The 16,564-nt window shown below is 57.1% G+C and carries 19 protein-coding genes; 7 read left to right on the top strand and 12 right to left on the bottom strand.

Annotated features, from left to right (window positions below; genetic code table 11):
- Positions 1 to 6: 6 nt before the first annotated feature.
- From ACWFTY_RS07765 to ACWFTY_RS07755, 3 genes are all read left to right on the top strand, one after another.
- A complete protein-coding gene (locus tag ACWFTY_RS07765; protein WP_447526695.1) occupies positions 7 to 957 on the top strand; it encodes an alpha/beta hydrolase in 951 nt (316 codons plus the stop codon).
- A gap of 218 nt (positions 958 to 1,175) precedes the next feature.
- Positions 1,176 to 1,661 (top strand): RNA pyrophosphohydrolase, encoded by a 486-nt coding sequence (locus ACWFTY_RS07760; protein ID WP_447526861.1) that lies wholly within the window; start codon positions 1,176 to 1,178, stop codon positions 1,659 to 1,661.
- A 22-nt stretch (positions 1,662 to 1,683) separates the two neighbouring features.
- Positions 1,684 to 2,631: a DUF481 domain-containing protein gene (locus tag ACWFTY_RS07755; protein ID WP_447526694.1), complete on the top strand. Its 948-nt coding sequence runs from the start codon at positions 1,684 to 1,686 to the stop codon at positions 2,629 to 2,631.
- 19 nt (positions 2,632 to 2,650) lie between these two features.
- On the opposite strand, the gene ACWFTY_RS07750 is transcribed toward ACWFTY_RS07755, so the two are convergent.
- From ACWFTY_RS07750 to ACWFTY_RS07730, 5 genes are all read right to left on the bottom strand, one after another.
- The gene (locus ACWFTY_RS07750; RefSeq protein WP_447526693.1) at positions 2,651 to 3,181 is read right to left on the bottom strand and encodes a tetratricopeptide repeat protein; all 531 of its coding nucleotides are present in this window, start codon (positions 3,179 to 3,181) and stop codon (positions 2,651 to 2,653) included.
- Between the two features lie 69 nt (positions 3,182 to 3,250).
- Complete coding sequence (locus ACWFTY_RS07745) at positions 3,251 to 4,429, bottom strand: RsmB/NOP family class I SAM-dependent RNA methyltransferase (protein ID WP_447526692.1); 1,179 nt, start codon at positions 4,427 to 4,429, stop codon at positions 3,251 to 3,253.
- Entirely contained in the window at positions 4,426 to 4,635 is a 210-nt protein-coding gene (locus ACWFTY_RS07740) for a hypothetical protein (protein ID WP_447526691.1), read from the bottom strand. Before ACWFTY_RS07740 ends, ACWFTY_RS07745 begins: the two co-directional genes overlap by 4 nt.
- Positions 4,636 to 4,653: 18 nt before the next feature.
- Complete coding sequence (guaB, locus tag ACWFTY_RS07735; protein WP_447526690.1) at positions 4,654 to 6,132, bottom strand: IMP dehydrogenase; 1,479 nt, start codon at positions 6,130 to 6,132, stop codon at positions 4,654 to 4,656.
- A 49-nt stretch (positions 6,133 to 6,181) separates the two neighbouring features.
- Entirely contained in the window at positions 6,182 to 7,684 is a 1,503-nt protein-coding gene (locus ACWFTY_RS07730; protein ID WP_447526689.1) for a M28 family peptidase, read from the bottom strand.
- Between the two features lie 102 nt (positions 7,685 to 7,786).
- Between ACWFTY_RS07730 and ACWFTY_RS07725 the strand changes: the two genes are divergently transcribed.
- Complete coding sequence (locus ACWFTY_RS07725) at positions 7,787 to 8,752, top strand: SPFH domain-containing protein (RefSeq protein WP_447526688.1); 966 nt, start codon at positions 7,787 to 7,789, stop codon at positions 8,750 to 8,752.
- A 26-nt stretch (positions 8,753 to 8,778) separates the two neighbouring features.
- Positions 8,779 to 9,258 (top strand): NfeD family protein, encoded by a 480-nt coding sequence (locus tag ACWFTY_RS07720; RefSeq protein WP_447526687.1) that lies wholly within the window; start codon positions 8,779 to 8,781, stop codon positions 9,256 to 9,258.
- Here ACWFTY_RS07720 and ACWFTY_RS07715 read toward each other — a convergent pair.
- Both ACWFTY_RS07715 and ACWFTY_RS07710 read right to left on the bottom strand, forming a co-directional pair.
- A complete protein-coding gene (locus ACWFTY_RS07715) occupies positions 9,248 to 9,628 on the bottom strand; it encodes a hypothetical protein (protein WP_447526686.1) in 381 nt (126 codons plus the stop codon). The genes ACWFTY_RS07720 and ACWFTY_RS07715 overlap by 11 nt on opposite strands.
- A gap of 27 nt (positions 9,629 to 9,655) precedes the next feature.
- On the bottom strand, positions 9,656 to 10,240 hold the full coding sequence (locus tag ACWFTY_RS07710; protein WP_447526685.1) for a DUF937 domain-containing protein: 585 nt from the start codon (positions 10,238 to 10,240) through the stop codon (positions 9,656 to 9,658).
- Between the two features lie 247 nt (positions 10,241 to 10,487).
- Between ACWFTY_RS07710 and ACWFTY_RS07705 the strand changes: the two genes are divergently transcribed.
- Entirely contained in the window at positions 10,488 to 10,853 is a 366-nt protein-coding gene (locus ACWFTY_RS07705; RefSeq protein WP_447526684.1) for a DUF3597 domain-containing protein, read from the top strand.
- 40 nt (positions 10,854 to 10,893) lie between these two features.
- On the top strand, positions 10,894 to 11,553 hold the full coding sequence (locus ACWFTY_RS07700; RefSeq protein ID WP_447526683.1) for a uracil-DNA glycosylase: 660 nt from the start codon (positions 10,894 to 10,896) through the stop codon (positions 11,551 to 11,553).
- Here ACWFTY_RS07700 and ACWFTY_RS07695 read toward each other — a convergent pair.
- From ACWFTY_RS07695 to ACWFTY_RS07675, 5 genes are all read right to left on the bottom strand, one after another.
- Complete coding sequence (locus ACWFTY_RS07695) at positions 11,547 to 12,167, bottom strand: L,D-transpeptidase family protein (RefSeq protein ID WP_447526682.1); 621 nt, start codon at positions 12,165 to 12,167, stop codon at positions 11,547 to 11,549. The two genes, ACWFTY_RS07700 and ACWFTY_RS07695, sit on opposite strands and share 7 nt — an antisense overlap.
- Before the next feature lie 2 nt (positions 12,168 to 12,169).
- Positions 12,170 to 13,018 carry an N-carbamoylputrescine amidase gene (gene aguB, locus ACWFTY_RS07690; RefSeq protein WP_447526681.1) on the bottom strand — a complete coding sequence of 283 codons (849 nt, stop codon included), beginning with the start codon at positions 13,016 to 13,018 and terminating at the stop codon, positions 12,170 to 12,172.
- Positions 13,019 to 13,036: 18 nt separating this feature from the next.
- Positions 13,037 to 13,891, bottom strand: coding sequence for a class I SAM-dependent methyltransferase (locus ACWFTY_RS07685; RefSeq protein ID WP_447526680.1), 855 nt, complete (start codon positions 13,889 to 13,891; stop codon positions 13,037 to 13,039).
- A gap of 76 nt (positions 13,892 to 13,967) precedes the next feature.
- On the bottom strand, positions 13,968 to 15,488 hold the full coding sequence (locus ACWFTY_RS07680) for an FMN-binding glutamate synthase family protein (protein ID WP_447526679.1): 1,521 nt from the start codon (positions 15,486 to 15,488) through the stop codon (positions 13,968 to 13,970).
- Positions 15,489 to 15,566: 78 nt separating this feature from the next.
- Positions 15,567 to 16,550 (bottom strand): agmatine deiminase family protein, encoded by a 984-nt coding sequence (locus tag ACWFTY_RS07675; RefSeq protein ID WP_447526678.1) that lies wholly within the window; start codon positions 16,548 to 16,550, stop codon positions 15,567 to 15,569.
- Positions 16,551 to 16,564: the final 14 nt, after the last annotated feature.

Below are 16,564 nucleotides of genomic sequence, written 5' to 3'. Positions count from 1 at the left end.
TGATCGATGACTGACGCTTATGTACGCCCCGATGTGCAGATGATTTTGACGATGATGGCACAGTCGGACCAACCGCTCATGTCGGAAGTCGAACCTGCGATGGCCCGCGAAATGTACAATGTTATGGCGGCAATGCTCGAAGCAGACGCGGTTGAAATCCCGCGAATCGAAGATATCTCTTGCCCCGGACCAGCAGGCGACATCGCGCTGCGGCTTTACGACAGTCAGGCCGAGCGCAACACGGAAACGCCGGTCATTATCTTCTATCATGGCGGCGGTTTCGTCATTGGCGATCTCGAGTCCCACCATAGTTTCTGCACCTATATCGCCCGCGAGATGGATATCCCGGTCATCGCCGTCGATTACCGGCTGGCCCCCGAAGCGCCCTTCCCGGCTGCTCCCGAGGACAGCCTGGCCGCAACGCGCTGGGTTGCCGACAATCAGGCGCAGCTCAAACTCAAGATCAGCGGCATGATTCCATGCGGCGATAGCGCCGGCGGCAATCTTGCGCTGGTAGTCGGACAAGTGCTCGCAACCGAACCGGCATCGGTTCCCATCGTCGCCCAATTCCCCATTTACCCTGCAACCCGAATGGATGCAGAAGGCGGATCGATGGACGAATTTGCCGAAGGCTTTCTGCTCACCAAAGAAAGTATGGAATATTTTGACCAGCAATATGCGCCAAAGGATGATGACATTCACGTATCGCCCTATCTCGGCGATCTTGCCGCGTCGCCTCCGACCGTGCTCGTCACCGCCGGCCTCGATCCGCTTCGCGACCAGGGTCGCGACTATGCCGCCGATCTGATCCGCCACGGCGTGAACACGACTTTCATGGAAATGCCCGGCAACGTACATGGCTTCATCAATATCCGCAAAGCCGTGCCGTCGGCGCAGCAGGATGTCGACAAGATGATTGCCGCGTGGAAGACATTGCTCGCTTCGCTGGAATCATAGGGCGGGATGCTCGCCAAAAGATTTTTGAATTTTGGCGCTGTGCTTCCTATTGCTGACAAGGCACCGGATATCTGAATTCCATATCAAGAGTCGCTAGGCTCGACGGTGTGAAATGCGCTAAGAACAGCCTGAACGCGCCGGTTCGATATTACGGCAGCGATTCGGCTGAAGACTATCAAACGTCTGGTGCAGCGAAGATTTTGAAAAGGTTTAATGAAATCGATTATAGCAATCTCCCATACCGCCCTTGCGCCGGTATCATGCTCGCAAACCGGTCGGGCCAGGTGTTCGTCGGCCAGAGGCTCGATGCGGCGGACAGCAACTATCCCGACGCATGGCAAATGCCGCAAGGCGGGATCGACAAAGGTGAAGAACCCGAAACGGCAGCCTTGCGCGAGCTTCGGGAAGAAACCGGCGTTATCGAAGATCTCGTGCAGATCATCGGACGCAGCACCGAAGAATATCTCTATGATTTGCCCGACGAACTGCTCGGCAAGATCTGGAAAGGCAAATATCGCGGCCAGCGGCAAAGCTGGTTCCTGATGCGGTTCACCGGCGAAGATGATCATATCGATATCCAGACCGAACATCCCGAATTCAAGAACTGGAAATGGACCGACCCCACGGGCTTGCCAGATTTGATCGTCCCCTTCAAAAGGGACCTGTATCGGTCGGTGTTGAAAGAGTTTCTGCCGCTGATCTAGTAACAGTAAGCGGGATTTTTCTATGACCAGACCAGCATTAGCATCCGCAATTCTCGTTGCGGCAAGCATCTCCACGCCAGCCGCCGCATTACCGCCTCCGGTCAAGGCCATGATCGATGCCGCCATTGAATCCGGCAACAAGCAGGATGTGCTCGCGGTTGTAAAAATCGCCAAAGCGACGAACCCGGATGATCTCGCCGAAATTGATGCCTTGATGTCCGCCTATAATGCTCGCCTCGCGGAACAGGCCGCAGCGGCACAACGCGAGAAGCAACAGGCCAGCTTCTTTAAAAACTGGAAAGGGCAAGGTGAAATTGGCGGCTTTCGTGCGACCGGAAATACAAAAAGCCTGGGCCTCTCCGGCGGGGTAAAACTGGTCAAGGACGCGGTAAAATGGCGTCTGAATTTTCAGGCCCGCGCGGATTATGAACGCAATAGTGGCAAAACCACCCGCGACCAGTTGAGCGCGACCATCGAACCCAATTACAAGTTCAACAAACGACTCTACGCTTATGGGCTGGGGCAATTTGAGCGCGACCGTTTTCAGGGGTTTTCAGCCCGGTACACTTTGTCGGGGGGGTTGGGTTACGAACTGGTAAAAACCAAAGAATTGCGCCTCGCGGTAAAAGCGGGTCCAGCACTTCGCATCACAAATTTTTCCGGCGGTGCTTCCAAAAGCAGCCTTGCCGCTCTGGCCGGTCTCGATCTCGACTGGAAAATTTCGGACAACCTCAAATTTTCCCAGGATGCCGGCGGCACCTACGCCAGCGATGCACAAGGGTTTAGCTCGGCTGTGGTTGTCATCGATAGCGACAACACCAGTTTGACGGCGACGTCAGCGCTTGATGCAAAACTGATCGGCGCGCTTTCCGCTCGTCTTTCCTATACGATTGAACATGAAACCAACCCGCCAATCGGCCGGATCAAAACCGATACGCTCAGCCGCGCAACATTGGTCTATGATTTCTAAAGTGTAACGACGGCCTGTTTCAGGGCGTTTCGGTAACCGGTTCTTCGTCACCGATTTGCGGCTTGGGCGTAACCGCTTCCGCCGACAGAACCGGTTTCTTTTCCGCCAGTTTGATCGCCGATGCCAGCTGGTCATTTTGCGCACAGCGTGAACGGCAAAGGGTTTCAATCCGCGACAGGTTCACCCGGGCTTTTTCCAGCGCGCCGCGCTGGATAAGCGCCTCACCCTGTCCGGCCAATGCGTCAAGATTATTCGGGTCCAGGATCAGTGCTTCGCGATAGAGACGGATCGCCTTGCCAGGCAGTTCCTGCACCCGGGCAATTTGCGCCAGAGCGATGAAAGCCGACCCGTTGCGCGGATCCACGACCAGAGATGTTTCATAAAGGTCTGCGGCCAGATCAAGTTCGCCGCGCTTCTGCGCAGATTCACCCAATTGCATATATTCAACCGAGCGCTGCTTGATTTCGATATCCGCAGCCTGGCCGAAAGTGGCGCTAGAAACGGTGGCAAAAACGAGAGACAAGGCGACAACAGCCGGTGAAAAACGCATAATCAGCTCCAATAGGGTCTCGCGACCATAGCCAGATTCATCTGCATGCTGGCTTAACATGTTTTGCTATCACAATTTTTCGAGACAGGTAAAATAAAAGCCATCCGTTCCGTCATGATGCGGTGAAAGAAGAGTGCCTTTACGATATGGGCGGCCAATCGGCAAATCAATCGATATTTCCCGCCACTCCGGATGGCTTTCGAGAAACCTGTCCGTCTGGTCGCCACCTTCTGCATCGAGAAGCGAACAAACGGCGTAGACAAGCCGTCCGCCGGGCTTCACCAGCTCGCTGCCGAGTTCGATCAGTCGTTGCTGCAATTCGGTTGTGTGTTCGAGCCGCTTCGGCGTCATCCGCCAGCGCAACTCGGGGTTGCGCCGCCAGGTGCCGGTGCCGCTGCAAGGCGCGTCGATCAACACCAGATCACAACTGGCTTGCAGATGCTCAAGCGACTCCATTTCCTTGCCCGGCCCGAGCAAGATGGTCTCGATATTGCGGGCGCTGGCTCTGCGCTTGCGGGGTTCGATGCGGCTCAAACGGCCGCGATCCGTGTCCGCCGCGATAATCTTGCTTTCCGCAGGCAGCATCGCCGCAAGAGCAAGCGTTTTGCCGCCAGCTCCCGCGCACAAATCCAGAACCAGCTCCGGCTTCGCAGCAGCGCCAGCCATTGCAATAGCCTGACTACCGAGATCCTGGATTTCGATTGCGCCTTCGCGGAACAGCGCCTTGTCTTCGAGCTGGCTGCCGGCCGGCAGTTCATAGCTGTGCGGCAAGGCAAGAGCGACTGCTTCCGGCCAGGCGGATTTGACTTCCATGTCGGTAGAACGCTGGCCGTTGACACGGACATGGAGCGGTGCCCGATCGAACAGCGCCTCACGTTCCGGCTCGTCGATCAGACTGGCGAATTTATCCGCCAGCCAATCCGGAATTTGCGCGCCGCTGGCAACCGGCTCCCCTTCTGCGATCGCAGCGGGACCATAGTTTGAACCGCTGAAAAGCTCACGCAACTCGGGCTGCTCGGCTACCAGACCGAGCAAGGCCTGCCTGCCGCTTTCCGGCCGGTCGCCCCAGCGCCGGATGGCGGAATAGACCAGTTCGCGAATAGCGCGGCGATCACCGGACCCCGCGTAGCGCCGTTCCTTGAAGAATTTCTTGGCGATATTGTCCGCGGAAGCCCCATTGTCCCGCGCAGCAGCGATGATCCAGTCGAGCATCTCTATCGCGGCTTGCATTCTTGCCGCAGGAGTCATGTGTCCACCCGATCATCCAAATGGACGCATTGATGTTCCATCCGGGTAGCAGACCCATATTTCGCGGCAATTTTGGCTTTCAGCACCATAGCATCCTCTTCGCAGCTCTCGACAGTCAGATAAATCTCGTTCGTCCAGAGCGGCTTGTCGTCCATCTGCCCGGCAGGCCAGATGAACATCATCAGGACTATCTTGGCTTCGATCACGCGATGCCTCCGGAGACCCTATCGCGTAGGATAATTCGGCGCTTCTCTGGTGATTGCCACATCATGCACATGGCTTTCCTGCAATCCGGCATTGGTAATCTGGACAAATTCGGCGCGTTCGCGCAAATCCTCGAGCGTCGCAGAACCGGTATAGCCCATTGCCGCTTTCACGCCGCCAACCAGTTGATGGATGACATCGCGCGCCGGTCCCTTGAAAGGCACCTGCCCTTCGATACCTTCTGGCACCAGTTTCATCTGGTCAGTGATATCCTGTTGAAAATAGCGATCTGCCGATCCGCGCGCCATGGCGCCGACCGAACCCATGCCGCGATAGCTCTTGTAAGCACGACCTTGGTAGAGGAAGGTTTCGCCCGGCGCTTCTTCAGTTCCTGCCAGCAGAGAACCAATCATCACCGCAGATGCACCGGCGGCGAGCGCCTTCGCCACATCACCAGAAGTGCGCAATCCGCCATCGGCAATAACCGGAATTCCCGATTTATCGGCTTCTTCCGCACAATCCATGATCGCGGTCAGTTGAGGAACACCGACACCGGCGACCACGCGCGTGGTGCAGATCGATCCGGGTCCGATACCGACCTTGATGCCATCAGCGCCCGCATCGATCAGCGCCCGGGTCGCCGCGGCTGTTGCCACGTTACCTGCGATGATCTGGGTATTGTTCGAACGTTTCTTGATGTCTTCCACTGCCCGCGCGACCATGGCGCTATGACCATGCGCCGTATCGACCACGATCAGATCGCATTCCGCGTCGATCAGCGCCTGCGTGCGTTCCAGACCGCTTTCGCCGACAGTCGATGCCGCAGCGACGCGCAGGCGACCGGTTTCGTCCTTGGTCGCATTGGGATAGGTAACGGCTTTCTCGATATCCTTGACCGTAATCAGACCAACGCAGCGGTAATCATTGTCGACCACCAGCAATTTTTCAATCCGCCGCTGATGCAGGGTGCGCCGCGCTTCTTCCTGACTGACGCCAGCTGGAACCGTTGCCAGATTATCCTTGGTCATCAGTTCGGAAATCAGCTGCTTGGGATTTTCGGCAAAACGGACATCGCGATTGGTCAATATGCCGACCAGCTTGCCGGATTTCTCGACCACCGGAATACCGGAAATGCGGTTCTGTGCCATTGTTGCCTGCGCTTCTGCCAGCGTCGCGTCCGGCGCGATGGTGATCGGATTGACCACCATGCCGGATTCAAAGCGCTTAACCTGCCGTACGGCTGCGGTTTGCTGTTCCAGGGTGAGGTTGCGGTGCAAGACACCGATGCCGCCCATTTGCGCCATGACAATCGCCATGTCGGACTCGGTCACGGTATCCATAGCGGAGGAAATAACCGGAATATTGAGCCCGATCAGCTTGGTCAGACGGGTTTTGGTATTGGCCTGACTAGGCACGATATCTGATGCAGCCGGCCGCAACAGGACATCATCAAAAGTCAGCCCCAACCGAATTTCTTTATGTTTGCTCGACCTGCTCATTATCGCCACTTTCCGATGTCTGAATGTGATTCTGTGGCGGCCCATGTAATCAGTTATCGGCAGAACCGCTAGTGGCTTTTCCGGGATATGTCACAGTCGAGGAGAAATAGCGGCCGAGCGCGACATGGAAATCGGCATCGGCAGCGGCGCCCCCCAGCAACAGACTGTCGTTCACCTCATCGCTAACATCATGATAGGGACCGTTAATATAAGCCTGAAGCCGTTCCTCGTCGGCGAATGCGCTGGTGATCATATAGGCGGGAATGTCGCGTTCCAGAAAAACATAGCCGTCCTGCCGTTTGATATAGGCGTCCGCCTTGCCGCTGCGATCGATCTCGCGCCCCTCTTGCGCGGCAACGATCTCGATATCCCCGTCCAGCACCGTCTCTCCCAGCCCGACAACAGCGATCTTCTTGCGATTGTCGGAAAGGGCGACGGTATCGGCATTGAAGACAGCAATGAAATTTTCGAGTGCAACCGGGGGAGCCTGGACAAATGCCCGCGCGCCCAGAAGACCTTTTTCCTCCGCGGTCGTGGCGAGAAAATATATGTCTCGGTCGTGCTCCTCGGCGGACAGGCGCCTGGCGGTTTCGATCAGCAGCGATATGCCGCTGGCATTGTCGACCGCGCCATTGCAAATCCGGTCCTTTCCCGGTTCCAGCGGGTCTTCGGTCCGGCAAATGCCGAAATGGTCCCAGTGCCCCATGAACAGCAAGGCGCCGCTTGCCGGATCGGCGCCGGGAATCTTTCCGACGACATTGTGGGACAGATACTTGCGGACCTTGGTCTCCACCACGGCATCTGCGCTCAGACCAAGATCAAAGCCGGCAGTGCTGCCGCTTTCGACCAACAATTTTTCGGCATCCAGGCCGGATGGCCGGACCAGCTTTCTGAACTGATCGTAGCTGATCACGCCTTCGACCTCCGCGTGGTTTTCAGGGTCGGCCAAAGCCGTCGACCCGCGCTGGAAGGCTCTGGAATATCTCGGCCAGAGCCCCTCGTCTTCGACAATGGCGATCACCCCGACCGCGCCGTCCCGGATCAACTGGAGTTTGCGGTCACGATATTCCGGCAGATCGTCGTCACCTTCCGGTGGATTACGCGGAAGAAATACCAGCTTTCCTGTGACCGACGCTCCGCTCTGCCCTTGATCGGAATCGGCATAGCCTGCGAAAACAAGCGGTAAATTATATTGCCGGAAGAACGAATTCCGGCTCCGCAGGATAATCTCATCCTGCGGCAGGCGCACGGTATCACTCCGGCTGCTGCCTGTAATATATATGCGATAGGTCGCTGGCGTTCGCTCCACCAGCGGCACTGGCGCGTACCAGGAGCCGTTTTCGCCTGCCGCTTCGAGGCCTGTCGCCGACCATTGGCTGGCGATATAGTTGACGGCCTTGTTTTCGCCGGTCGTGCCGGGTTCCCGTCCTTCGAAATCATCGCTCGCTAATATTTCGATATGCCGGAGCAGATCGGCTTCGCCAATCGGTTGCGCGCGAGCCGCACTGGGGAAGATCAAACCGGTAAAAATCAAAACAGCAATGAAACGCATGGCAATTGCAACCCTTGTGCTAGCGCGAAAAATTCGCTTTTTCCTTGGCATTATCCCGCAAATAATCAATGATAATGAGATGGTTCGCAAAGGAGAATAGAAATGGGTATTCCGCTGTTATTGTTGGTGCTTTTGGTCACCATCATCTATCTTTTTGCGAGTATCAAGATCGTCCGGCAGGGCTTTAATTATACAATCGAATATTTCGGACGCTTCACCACGACGGCGCAGCCGGGATTCAATTTCTACCCCGCCTTTCTCTATCGCGTCGGTCGCAAGGTCAACATGATGGAGCAGGTGCTCGATATTCCCGGTCAGGAAATCATCACCAAGGACAATGCGATGATCTCCACAGATGGCGTGGTGTTCTTTCAGGTTCTGGACGCGTCCAAGGCCGCCTATGAGGTCAATGATCTTTACAATGCGATTCTCAACCTCGTCACCACCAACCTGCGCACCGTCATGGGTTCGATGGACCTTGATGAAACACTATCAAAGCGGGACGAGATCAATGGCCGGTTATTGACGGTGATTGACGATGCGACGACGCCTTGGGGCATCAAGATCACCCGGGTCGAGATCAAAGACATTCGTCCGCCTCAGGATATCATCAACGCGATGGCCCGGCAGATGAAGGCAGAGCGCGAGAAACGCGCCAACATCCTCGATGCAGAAGGCGCACGCGCCTCCGAAATCCTGCGCTCCGAAGGTGAAAAGCAGGGCCAGATTTTGCAGGCCGAAGGCCGAAAAGAAGCCGCCTTCCTCGATGCCGAAGCCCGCGAACGCGAAGCCCAGGCCGAAGCGAAAGCGACCCAAATGGTGTCCGAGGCGATCGCCGGCGGCAATGCCCAGGCGATCAACTATTTTGTTGCACAAGACTATGTGAAGGCGGTCGAGAAATTCGCGACATCGCCGAATGCCAAGACGATATTATTCCCGATCGAGGCCACGCAGCTTATCGGTACATTGGGCGGGATTGGCGCATTGGCCAAAGAAGCACTTGGCGACAATCCACAGATATTCTCGCCACCCGCGCGCAAGGGTCCGTTCGACAATCAGGACAAGTGAGACCGGTCAGAAGCGGAGCATGAACCATGGATGATTTCACGTTGAACAATCCGGAATATCTCTGGCTGGGCCTGGCCGCGATCCTCGCGCTGGCGGAACTGTTCGTTCCCGGTGTGTTCCTGATCTGGGTGGCGGCAGCGGCAGCGCTTACCGGAATCCTCTCGCTATTTATCGACATGACCTTGGCCGGTCAGCTAACCGTATTTGGACTAGCTACGATAGCCGCGGTGCTCGGCGGGCGGCGCTGGTATCTGACGCACAATGTCGAAAGCGAAAATCCCATGCTCAACAATCGTTCGGCGCAGCTGGTCGGCAGGACTGTAACCATCGTGGAGGCGGTCTCGTCGACCAGTGGCCGCGCGAAAGTCGCTGACGGCGTCTGGCCAGCAACAGGGCCGGACATGAAAAAAGGCATGGTCGCGAAAGTCGCCGCGGTCGAAGGCGGAGTCCTCCGTCTGGAAGCACTCGAGGACCCCGTTCCACTGGAAACCAAGCCTATTTCTTGAAGAAGCCCTTGGCCATATTGGTGAGGTCATTGATCGGGTTACCGTCGCCATCGCGGTCGAACAAACCGGTAACCTTGCCCAGCAGCCCGTCATCACCGGTCAGCTTGTCCATCAGACTGCCTTCGCCGTCGAGACCGGCCTTCTCCGCCATGGCCGGCAACAGCCCCTTCAGTTTTTCGGGATCGACACCGGCTTCGGCAGCGGCTTCCCTGATCGCGGTCATCTTGTCGGTGTTGCCATCGCGCAATTTGGCGAACAAGGCCTCGCCGCCCTTTTTGGCTTCGTCCGCCGTCATTCCGGCTTTTTCCGCAATATCGTCGATACTGAAATTTTCAGGCAACATATCCATGATCTTTTCGAGCATGCTCATATTCAAATTCCTCTGGTTCGGGAAAGATTAGCGCGTCAATTTGCCGGCCATGCCGATGATATCGTCGAGCGGATTGCCATCACCGTTGAGGTCGAGCATCGAAGCCAGACCGCCCAGACCGCCGGATGATGCCTTGTTACCGCCGCCCAGCAGGCCACCGATCAAACCACCGATACCACCGCCGTTGCCGGCAGTGCCAGCGCTGTCGCCGCCCTGTTTCGCCATATATCCCGTCACCATCATCGCGACGACCGGCAGCATTTTTTTCAGCAGGTCGCTGCTGATCCCGGTCTGCTGTTCCGCTCCAGCGGCAACAGTCCGGCTGACTTCCTTCGAACCGAAAATCTGGCCGAGCACTTCATTGCCCTTTTCAACCGGCGTCGGCTGTGTACCGAGCACACTGTCGAGCAGTCCGCCGCCACCGAGTTGACCCAGCAATCCGCCGAGACCGTCCAGTCCGCTTGGTTGCGCCTGCGTGGTTTTCTTGAAGCCGCCCAATATGGCAGGCAGCAGTGCCGCAGCGCCGGCTTCAGCGACGCTTTCGTTGATCCCGAGATCCTTGGCCATCGTGCCAATGCCACCCGACTGCTGCAACATATCCAAAATACTCATCATCATTCTCCTTCAATGCCGTGACGGCACGCTTGATTCATTGCTTGCCATGTCTCTAGCATATTTTCAGGCGAGAAACCGCCCAATCGAGGACTTTACGAGTGTTTACACGGCGCAGGTGGCGCATATCCGTGGGGACCGGAGAAGGACAATTGACTCCACGACCGCGAACACCGAGATTGCCATCCAAGGGTGTAGGCAGGCAAAAGCCGGACAGAGAGCCCCCCAACTCAACGAGGAGCATGACATGAGTATTTTTGGAAAAATCAAGAACGCAATCTTTGGCGGCGAAGCCAAGGCAGCAGAACCCGAAGTTGCTGCGACACCTGTTGCAGCGGCACCAGCTAAACGCGCAGCGATTAGCGAAGTGGACGTTGCGTCCCGGCTGGACAGCATCCCGGGCTCCGACAAGCTCAACTGGCGGACATCGATTGTCGACCTGATGAAGCTGGTCCAGATCGACGCCAGCTATGGCAACCGCAAGGAACTGGCGCAGGAACTGGGCAACAGCGATTATAGCGGATCTGCCGAAGACAATATCCTGCTGCACAAGCAGGTGATGAACAAGATCGCTGCAGCCGGCGGAATCGTTCCGGCTGAACTGAAAGACTAATCATCTGGACGACAAGTCCGTTTGAAATTAGGCGGGGGCTGTGAGCGATCATAGCCCCCTTCCTGTTGCGGAAGCCCCGAAAGGCTGCCGCCGCTGCCCGCGCCTGGTCGACGTGCGCAAAACCCTGCGCAAGGACCATCCGGACTGGTGGAACGCGCCCGTACCGGCCTTTGGTGACCCTGAGGCATCGCTGGCGATCGTAGGTCTGGCTCCGGGCACAGAAGGCGCCAATCGCACCGGCAGGCCATTCACCGGTGACGCCTCGGGCGAATTGCTGTTCGCCACCCTGACCAAATATGGTTTCGTGGACGGCCAGTTTGCCAATGACCCCGCCGATGGCATCACACTAAATGGTGCAATCATCCTCAACGCCGTCAAATGCCTGCCGCCGGAAAACAAACCGACCGGCGAGGAAATCAACAATTGCCGAGTCTATCTCAAAAAGCCCATCCGCGCCCTGCCCAATCTACAGGTCATAATAGCTCTCGGCAAAATCGCCCACGACAGTATCATCCGGATGGAGGGGCTGAGGCTGGCGGACCACAAGTTCGCCCATGGCACGGAACATCCACTCTCCTTTGGCCGCGTTCTGATCGATAGCTATCACTGCAGCCGCTACAATCTGAATACGGGGCGGCTCACGGTGGCGATGTTTGAGGATATTTTCGATCTGGCCATCGATGGACGGCCCGATCAATAAACTTCAGGCCGCCAGTTTCGCGTCACCAGAACCTTGTCGCCCTTGTGCACATTGGCAAACAACTTGCGGGCGAATTCCAGCGGCACACCGATACAACCATGGGTAGCCGACAGGCTGTCGACCTCTGCCCCGTGGATCGCAACGCCCTTCCAGGTCAGCCGTAAATTATAAGGCATCGGAGCGTTATTATAGGTGCCGCTATAATGGTCCGCATCTTTTTCGAGAATCGGGAAAACGCCGGTGGGCGTGTCATATTCTTCCCAGCCGCGGGTGATCCTGGTGCGGGCAATCTCTATACCGGCGCGATAGACGTAGAGCTGCTCTGCTGCCAGATCGACGACAATCTGCGCTGAACCCCGCGCCCCGCTGGCCCGTGCGAAACTCTCATCCCAGAAATGCTCGCCGAAATCGAGCGGTCGGTCGAGTTCGATATAATGGTCGACGGCGAATGGCGAGTGTGGCTTTGCCGGAGCAGTTGTGCGCGGTGAGGTCGCGGTCATGCCGGACTCATATTCGACGATAAAGTCAGTCTGTGCAAAGGACGGCGCAGAAATGGAAACCATGCCAACCAGCAGCAATGCGGTCAGCTTTTGGAACCATATCTGCAGGGACACGCCTAAATATCCTCGGTCAACCGACCGTAAAGCTCCGGCCGGCGGTCGCGGAAAAATCCCATGCCGGCGCGGTGCTTGCGCGCTTCTTCAAGATCGATAGATGCGGTGAGAACGCCGGTTTCCTCTGAGCCATATTCCACTACCAGATCACCCCATTGATTGGTGATAAAGCTGTGGCCGTAGAAAGCCTGGCCTTGCTCCAGCCCGATCCGGTTGCTCGCGATCACCGGCATGCAGTTGCTCACCGCATGGCCCTGCATCGCCCGGCGCCACATATGCCTTGTGTCAAATTCCGCATCATAAGGCTCGGAGCCGATTGCAGTCGGATAGAAAAGCAGCTCTGCACCCATCAGGGCCATCGCCCGCGCGCTTTCCGGATACCATTGGTCCCAGCAGATGCCGACACCGATCCGGGTACCGCAGACATCCCAGACCTTGAAGCCCGTATTGCCGGGGCGGAAGTAGAATTTTTCCTCATAGCCGGGGCCGTCGGGAATATGGCTTTTGCGATAGACGCCCATGATCTCGCCATCGGGATTGATCATCGCAAGGCTGTTATAATGATGCGGTCCGTCGCGTTCGAAAAAACTGGCCGGGATTGCGACGCCATATTGTTTGGCCAGTTTCTGCATGGCGAGCACCGGCGTGCTTTCGCCCACGGGCTGGGCCAGAGCGAACAGCGCCTCGTCCTCGGTCTTGCAGAAATAGGGACCGGCAAATAGCTCGGGTGGCAGGATGATCTGCGCGCCCTGCTCCGCCGCTTCGGCGATCAGGCCGCTGACGGCATAGATATTTGTCTGTTCATCGCCACCGAGGGGCAGCTGCAGGGCTGCTACGCTTACATTGGTCATAGCAGCCCTGATAGCGGCTTAAGGGCGCTTCTTAAACAATAATGTCATACGGTCGGATTCGCCGATCGCCTGATATTTATCTTTGTCGGCATCGCCCGATCCGAGAACAGGAGGCAATGTCCAGACCCCGCCTTCATAGTCGGACATATCGGCCGGGTTGGCATTGACTTCGGATTCACTGACCAGCTCGAAACCGTTCAGCTCGAACAGCGCCACAACCGAAGCCTGCTTCAGATAGCCCTTGCTGCCATTGGACATGGCATAGGTTGCGTCTTTCTTGGCCCGGTGCTGGACAATCCCGACCATGCCGTCATCCGCCAGCATATTCCGCAAGGCGCGCAATTCGGAATCAGCGCTATTGCTGTTCAACATTCCGTGCAGAGACCTGAATATCAGAATCCGGTCGACCTTGCCCTTCATGTCTTCAGGCAATTCATCGCTTTCAAAGGCCAATATTTTCTTGGCATCAACGCCTGTCCACTTCTCTGCTGTAGCCGGAAAGCTTTCGGGCCAGCCCTTGGTACGCGCTTCGCGGGCCCGGTTCGGGAAGCTGCTGCCGGAACTGTCTGCGTTGATCGCAATATATTGCCCGCTAGCAGCGAGATAGGGCGCCAACACGCGCGTGTACCAGCCACCGCCGGGTCCGTATTCGACAACCGTCTGTCCGGGTTTGACGCCGAAGAAACTGAGCGTCTCTGCAGGATGGCGATAGACATCGCGGGCCTTGTCTCCGGCGCGGCGTTGATGATCCAGGATCGCCTGCAGACTGGCGTCGGTCATTGCGGCGCCGTGTTTTTCATGGTGATTTGCAGCCGCAGGGACGGCGGCTCCCAGCATTGCCAGTGCCGCGCTCGCCATCAGTAATTTCTTCATCTTGTCGTTCCTTTCAGATGTCCGGTATCTTTCTTGCCTGCATAACTACGCGAGCAAGGTCAGTACACAATATATATTAACGGGCGTTTTCCATAGATGCCCTATATTGCGGCAAAACCTCGGGCCGCGGATAAAGTTCGTCGAACGGAACGGATTTACCGGTATCCTGGACGATCCGGACATGCTTGCGGCCCAGTTTGCGAGGCTCGTCAACGCCGCAACTATGCGCGATCACTTCGACCTCGTGGACGATATTCTTGCAGTAATTGGCCACTTTGACTTTCTTGTCCTGCGGATCGAGTCCGCGCTGCAGACGGGGATTATGGGTGGTGACGCCAGTCGGGCAGGTATTCTTGTTGCATTTCAGCGACTGGATACAGCCGAGCGAGAACATGAAGCCACGCGCCGTGTTGATAAAATCCGCACCCGCACAGATCGCCCAGGCGGCGCTGGACGGTGTGATCCGTTTTCCCGAAGCGATAATCTTGATCCGGTCGCGCAAGCCATAGCGATGGAAAATATCGGACAGCATCGGCAGGCTTTCCTTCAGCTGCAGCCCGACATTGTCCATCAGCGGCATTGGCGCGGCGCCGGTCCCTCCGTCCCCGCCATCCAGCGTGAAAAAGTCCGGAGCACTCTCGATCCCGCGCTGATGGATGGCCTCGCACAATTCCTCCAGCCAGCCATAGGCCCCGACCACCGCCTTGATCCCGGTGGGTTTGCCCGTCACTTTCCGCACATGGTGAATGAAGTCGAGCAATTGATCGACGCTGTTGATCTCGGGATGGCGGTTAGGCGATATGCTTGGCTGTCCCTCCGTGATGCCGCGAATTTCCGCGATCATCCGGTTCACTTTCTCGCCAGGCAATATGCCGCCCTTGCCGGGCTTGGCGCCTTGCGACAGCTTTATCTCGAACATCCGGACCTGTTTGTGCGCCGCGATACCACGCAGCTTCTCGTCGCTGAGGCTTCCGTCAGTATCACGAACGCCATATTTCGCGGTGCCGATCTGGAAGACAATATCGCAGCCACCTTCAAGATGGAAAGGCGACAATCCGCCCTCCCCGGTGTTGAGCCAGCATCCCGCCAGTTTGGCCCCATGTGACAAGGCCTGAACCGCTGGCACGGACAAGGCCCCGAAGCTCATCGCGGAAATATTGAAAAAGGATGTGGCTTCATAGGGATGCCTCGAATGTTCGCCGATGATGCAGGTCGTCGTTTCCGCTGCATCGGTCTCGAGCGTCGGGAACGGGCAGTTAACGAAAATTGCCGTACCGGGGGGATCGAGATTCTTGGTCGATCCGAATGCGATCGTATTGTCCATGCCCTTGCCGGCGCGCTCTACCCATTCCCGCTCGGCGCGGTTGAACGGCATTTCCTCGCGGTCCATGGCGAAAAAATATTGCCGGAAAAATTCACCCAGTTCGGAGAAAATATGGCGGAAGCGCCCGATTACCGGATAGTTCCGGCGCACCGCGTCCTGTTTCTGGGTTATGTCTATGATGAACAGAACGACGAAAGCCGCCAGTCCCAGCCCGAGCAACAGAATGAAAATATAGGTCAGCGCACTCAATACGCCCAATATGCCGTCCGTCATCAATCGTCCCTTCGATAGGAATGGAAGCGTAGCATCTTCCACCCTCCGGACAAGAGTTCGTGCAAATTGGCGTTCAGGTTACGCTTGCAGCGGGATCTGTTGCGATATGCAATGGAAACTGCCGCCGCCTCGCAACAGCGCCTGGCTGGATAGCCCGATCACTTTACGGTCGGGGAAAAGAGCCGCTATCCGATCGACCGCCTTGCTGTCGTTCGCAGCTCCATATTGCGGAACCGCGACCACAGTGTTCCCGATATAGAAGTTCATGTAACTGGCCGGCGCGATGTCGCCGTCAACCTCATATCGTCCGGCCGACGGCAGCCGAACCACTGTGAGACCGTCAGATTCCGCACGCCGTGCGGCATCGTCAAAAATCTCCGCATTGGGATCATCATCAGTCTCGGCTTGCGGAATAACCACAGTGCCCGGAGCGACAAAACGGGCAAGATTGTCTACATGGCCATCGGTATGGTCGGCAGCCAGCCCGTCACCCAACCAGCAGATATGCTCCACCGCCAGAGCTTCGCGCAATCGCGCAGCGGCCTGTTCCTTGGTTAGCCCGTCATTGCGATTGGCATTGAGCACGCATTGCTCGGTGGTAATCAAACGGCCCGTGCCATCGCCGTCGATCGCACCGCCCTCCAATATCCAAGCCTGCTCGCTGTTGCCCAAACCGAAGCGGTCCGACAAGCGCGCCCCGATATCCTGATCGCCAGCCATCTCATATTTGCCGCCCCAGCCGTTGAAGCCGAAATCCCGACCGTTAAGGCCATCCGGACCGATGACAAAAATTGGCGCGGTATCACGTAGCCAGACATCACCAAAAGGCTCGAGAACCACGTCTACGCAGGACTGAACCAGCCCCCGTGCGACATCTGCATCCGCAGCCTCACGGCACACCAGCACAACGCGCTCGCCAGCACCTTCATCGGCAACGGCATTAGCAAAAGCCGCTACTTCCTGCTGCGCGGCATCCCGACCCTGCGGCCATTCCGCCGGATCACCGGGAAAGCCGATCCACACCGCCTGATGCGGTTCCCACTCTGCGGGCCATCTCGTCATGCCTGTTGTCCGGA

This window comes from Parasphingorhabdus sp. NYA22 (assembly GCF_976973735.1).
The sequence above is the reverse complement of the archived record's forward strand: the minus strand, read 5'-3'. Positions and strand labels throughout refer to the sequence as shown.

Excerpts from the sequence above, each read along its gene's own strand:
- ACWFTY_RS07750 (WP_447526693.1), bottom strand. The coding sequence starts at position 3,181 with ATGCGTTTTTCACCGGCTGTTGTCGCCTTGTCTCTCGTTTTTGCCACC.
- ACWFTY_RS07730 (WP_447526689.1), bottom strand. The coding sequence starts at position 7,684 with ATGCGTTTCATTGCTGTTTTGATTTTTACCGGTTTGATCTTCCCCAGT.
- aguB (WP_447526681.1), bottom strand. The coding sequence starts at position 13,018 with ATGACCAATGTAAGCGTAGCAGCCCTGCAGCTGCCCCTCGGTGGCGAT.
- ACWFTY_RS07720 (WP_447526687.1), top strand. The coding sequence starts at position 8,779 with ATGGATGATTTCACGTTGAACAATCCGGAATATCTCTGGCTGGGCCTG.
- ACWFTY_RS07745 (WP_447526692.1), bottom strand. The coding sequence starts at position 4,429 with ATGACTCCTGCGGCAAGAATGCAAGCCGCGATAGAGATGCTCGACTGG.
- ACWFTY_RS07715 (WP_447526686.1), bottom strand. The coding sequence starts at position 9,628 with ATGAGCATGCTCGAAAAGATCATGGATATGTTGCCTGAAAATTTCAGT.
- ACWFTY_RS07685 (WP_447526680.1), bottom strand. The coding sequence starts at position 13,891 with ATGAAGAAATTACTGATGGCGAGCGCGGCACTGGCAATGCTGGGAGCC.
- ACWFTY_RS07755 (WP_447526694.1), top strand. The coding sequence starts at position 1,684 with ATGACCAGACCAGCATTAGCATCCGCAATTCTCGTTGCGGCAAGCATC.
- ACWFTY_RS07765 (WP_447526695.1), top strand. The coding sequence starts at position 7 with ATGACTGACGCTTATGTACGCCCCGATGTGCAGATGATTTTGACGATG.
- ACWFTY_RS07675 (WP_447526678.1), bottom strand. The coding sequence starts at position 16,550 with ATGACGAGATGGCCCGCAGAGTGGGAACCGCATCAGGCGGTGTGGATC.
- ACWFTY_RS07680 (WP_447526679.1), bottom strand. The coding sequence starts at position 15,488 with ATGACGGACGGCATATTGGGCGTATTGAGTGCGCTGACCTATATTTTC.
- guaB (WP_447526690.1), bottom strand. The coding sequence starts at position 6,132 with ATGAGCAGGTCGAGCAAACATAAAGAAATTCGGTTGGGGCTGACTTTT.
- ACWFTY_RS07705 (WP_447526684.1), top strand. The coding sequence starts at position 10,488 with ATGAGTATTTTTGGAAAAATCAAGAACGCAATCTTTGGCGGCGAAGCC.
- ACWFTY_RS07710 (WP_447526685.1), bottom strand. The coding sequence starts at position 10,240 with ATGAGTATTTTGGATATGTTGCAGCAGTCGGGTGGCATTGGCACGATG.
- ACWFTY_RS07725 (WP_447526688.1), top strand. The coding sequence starts at position 7,787 with ATGGGTATTCCGCTGTTATTGTTGGTGCTTTTGGTCACCATCATCTAT.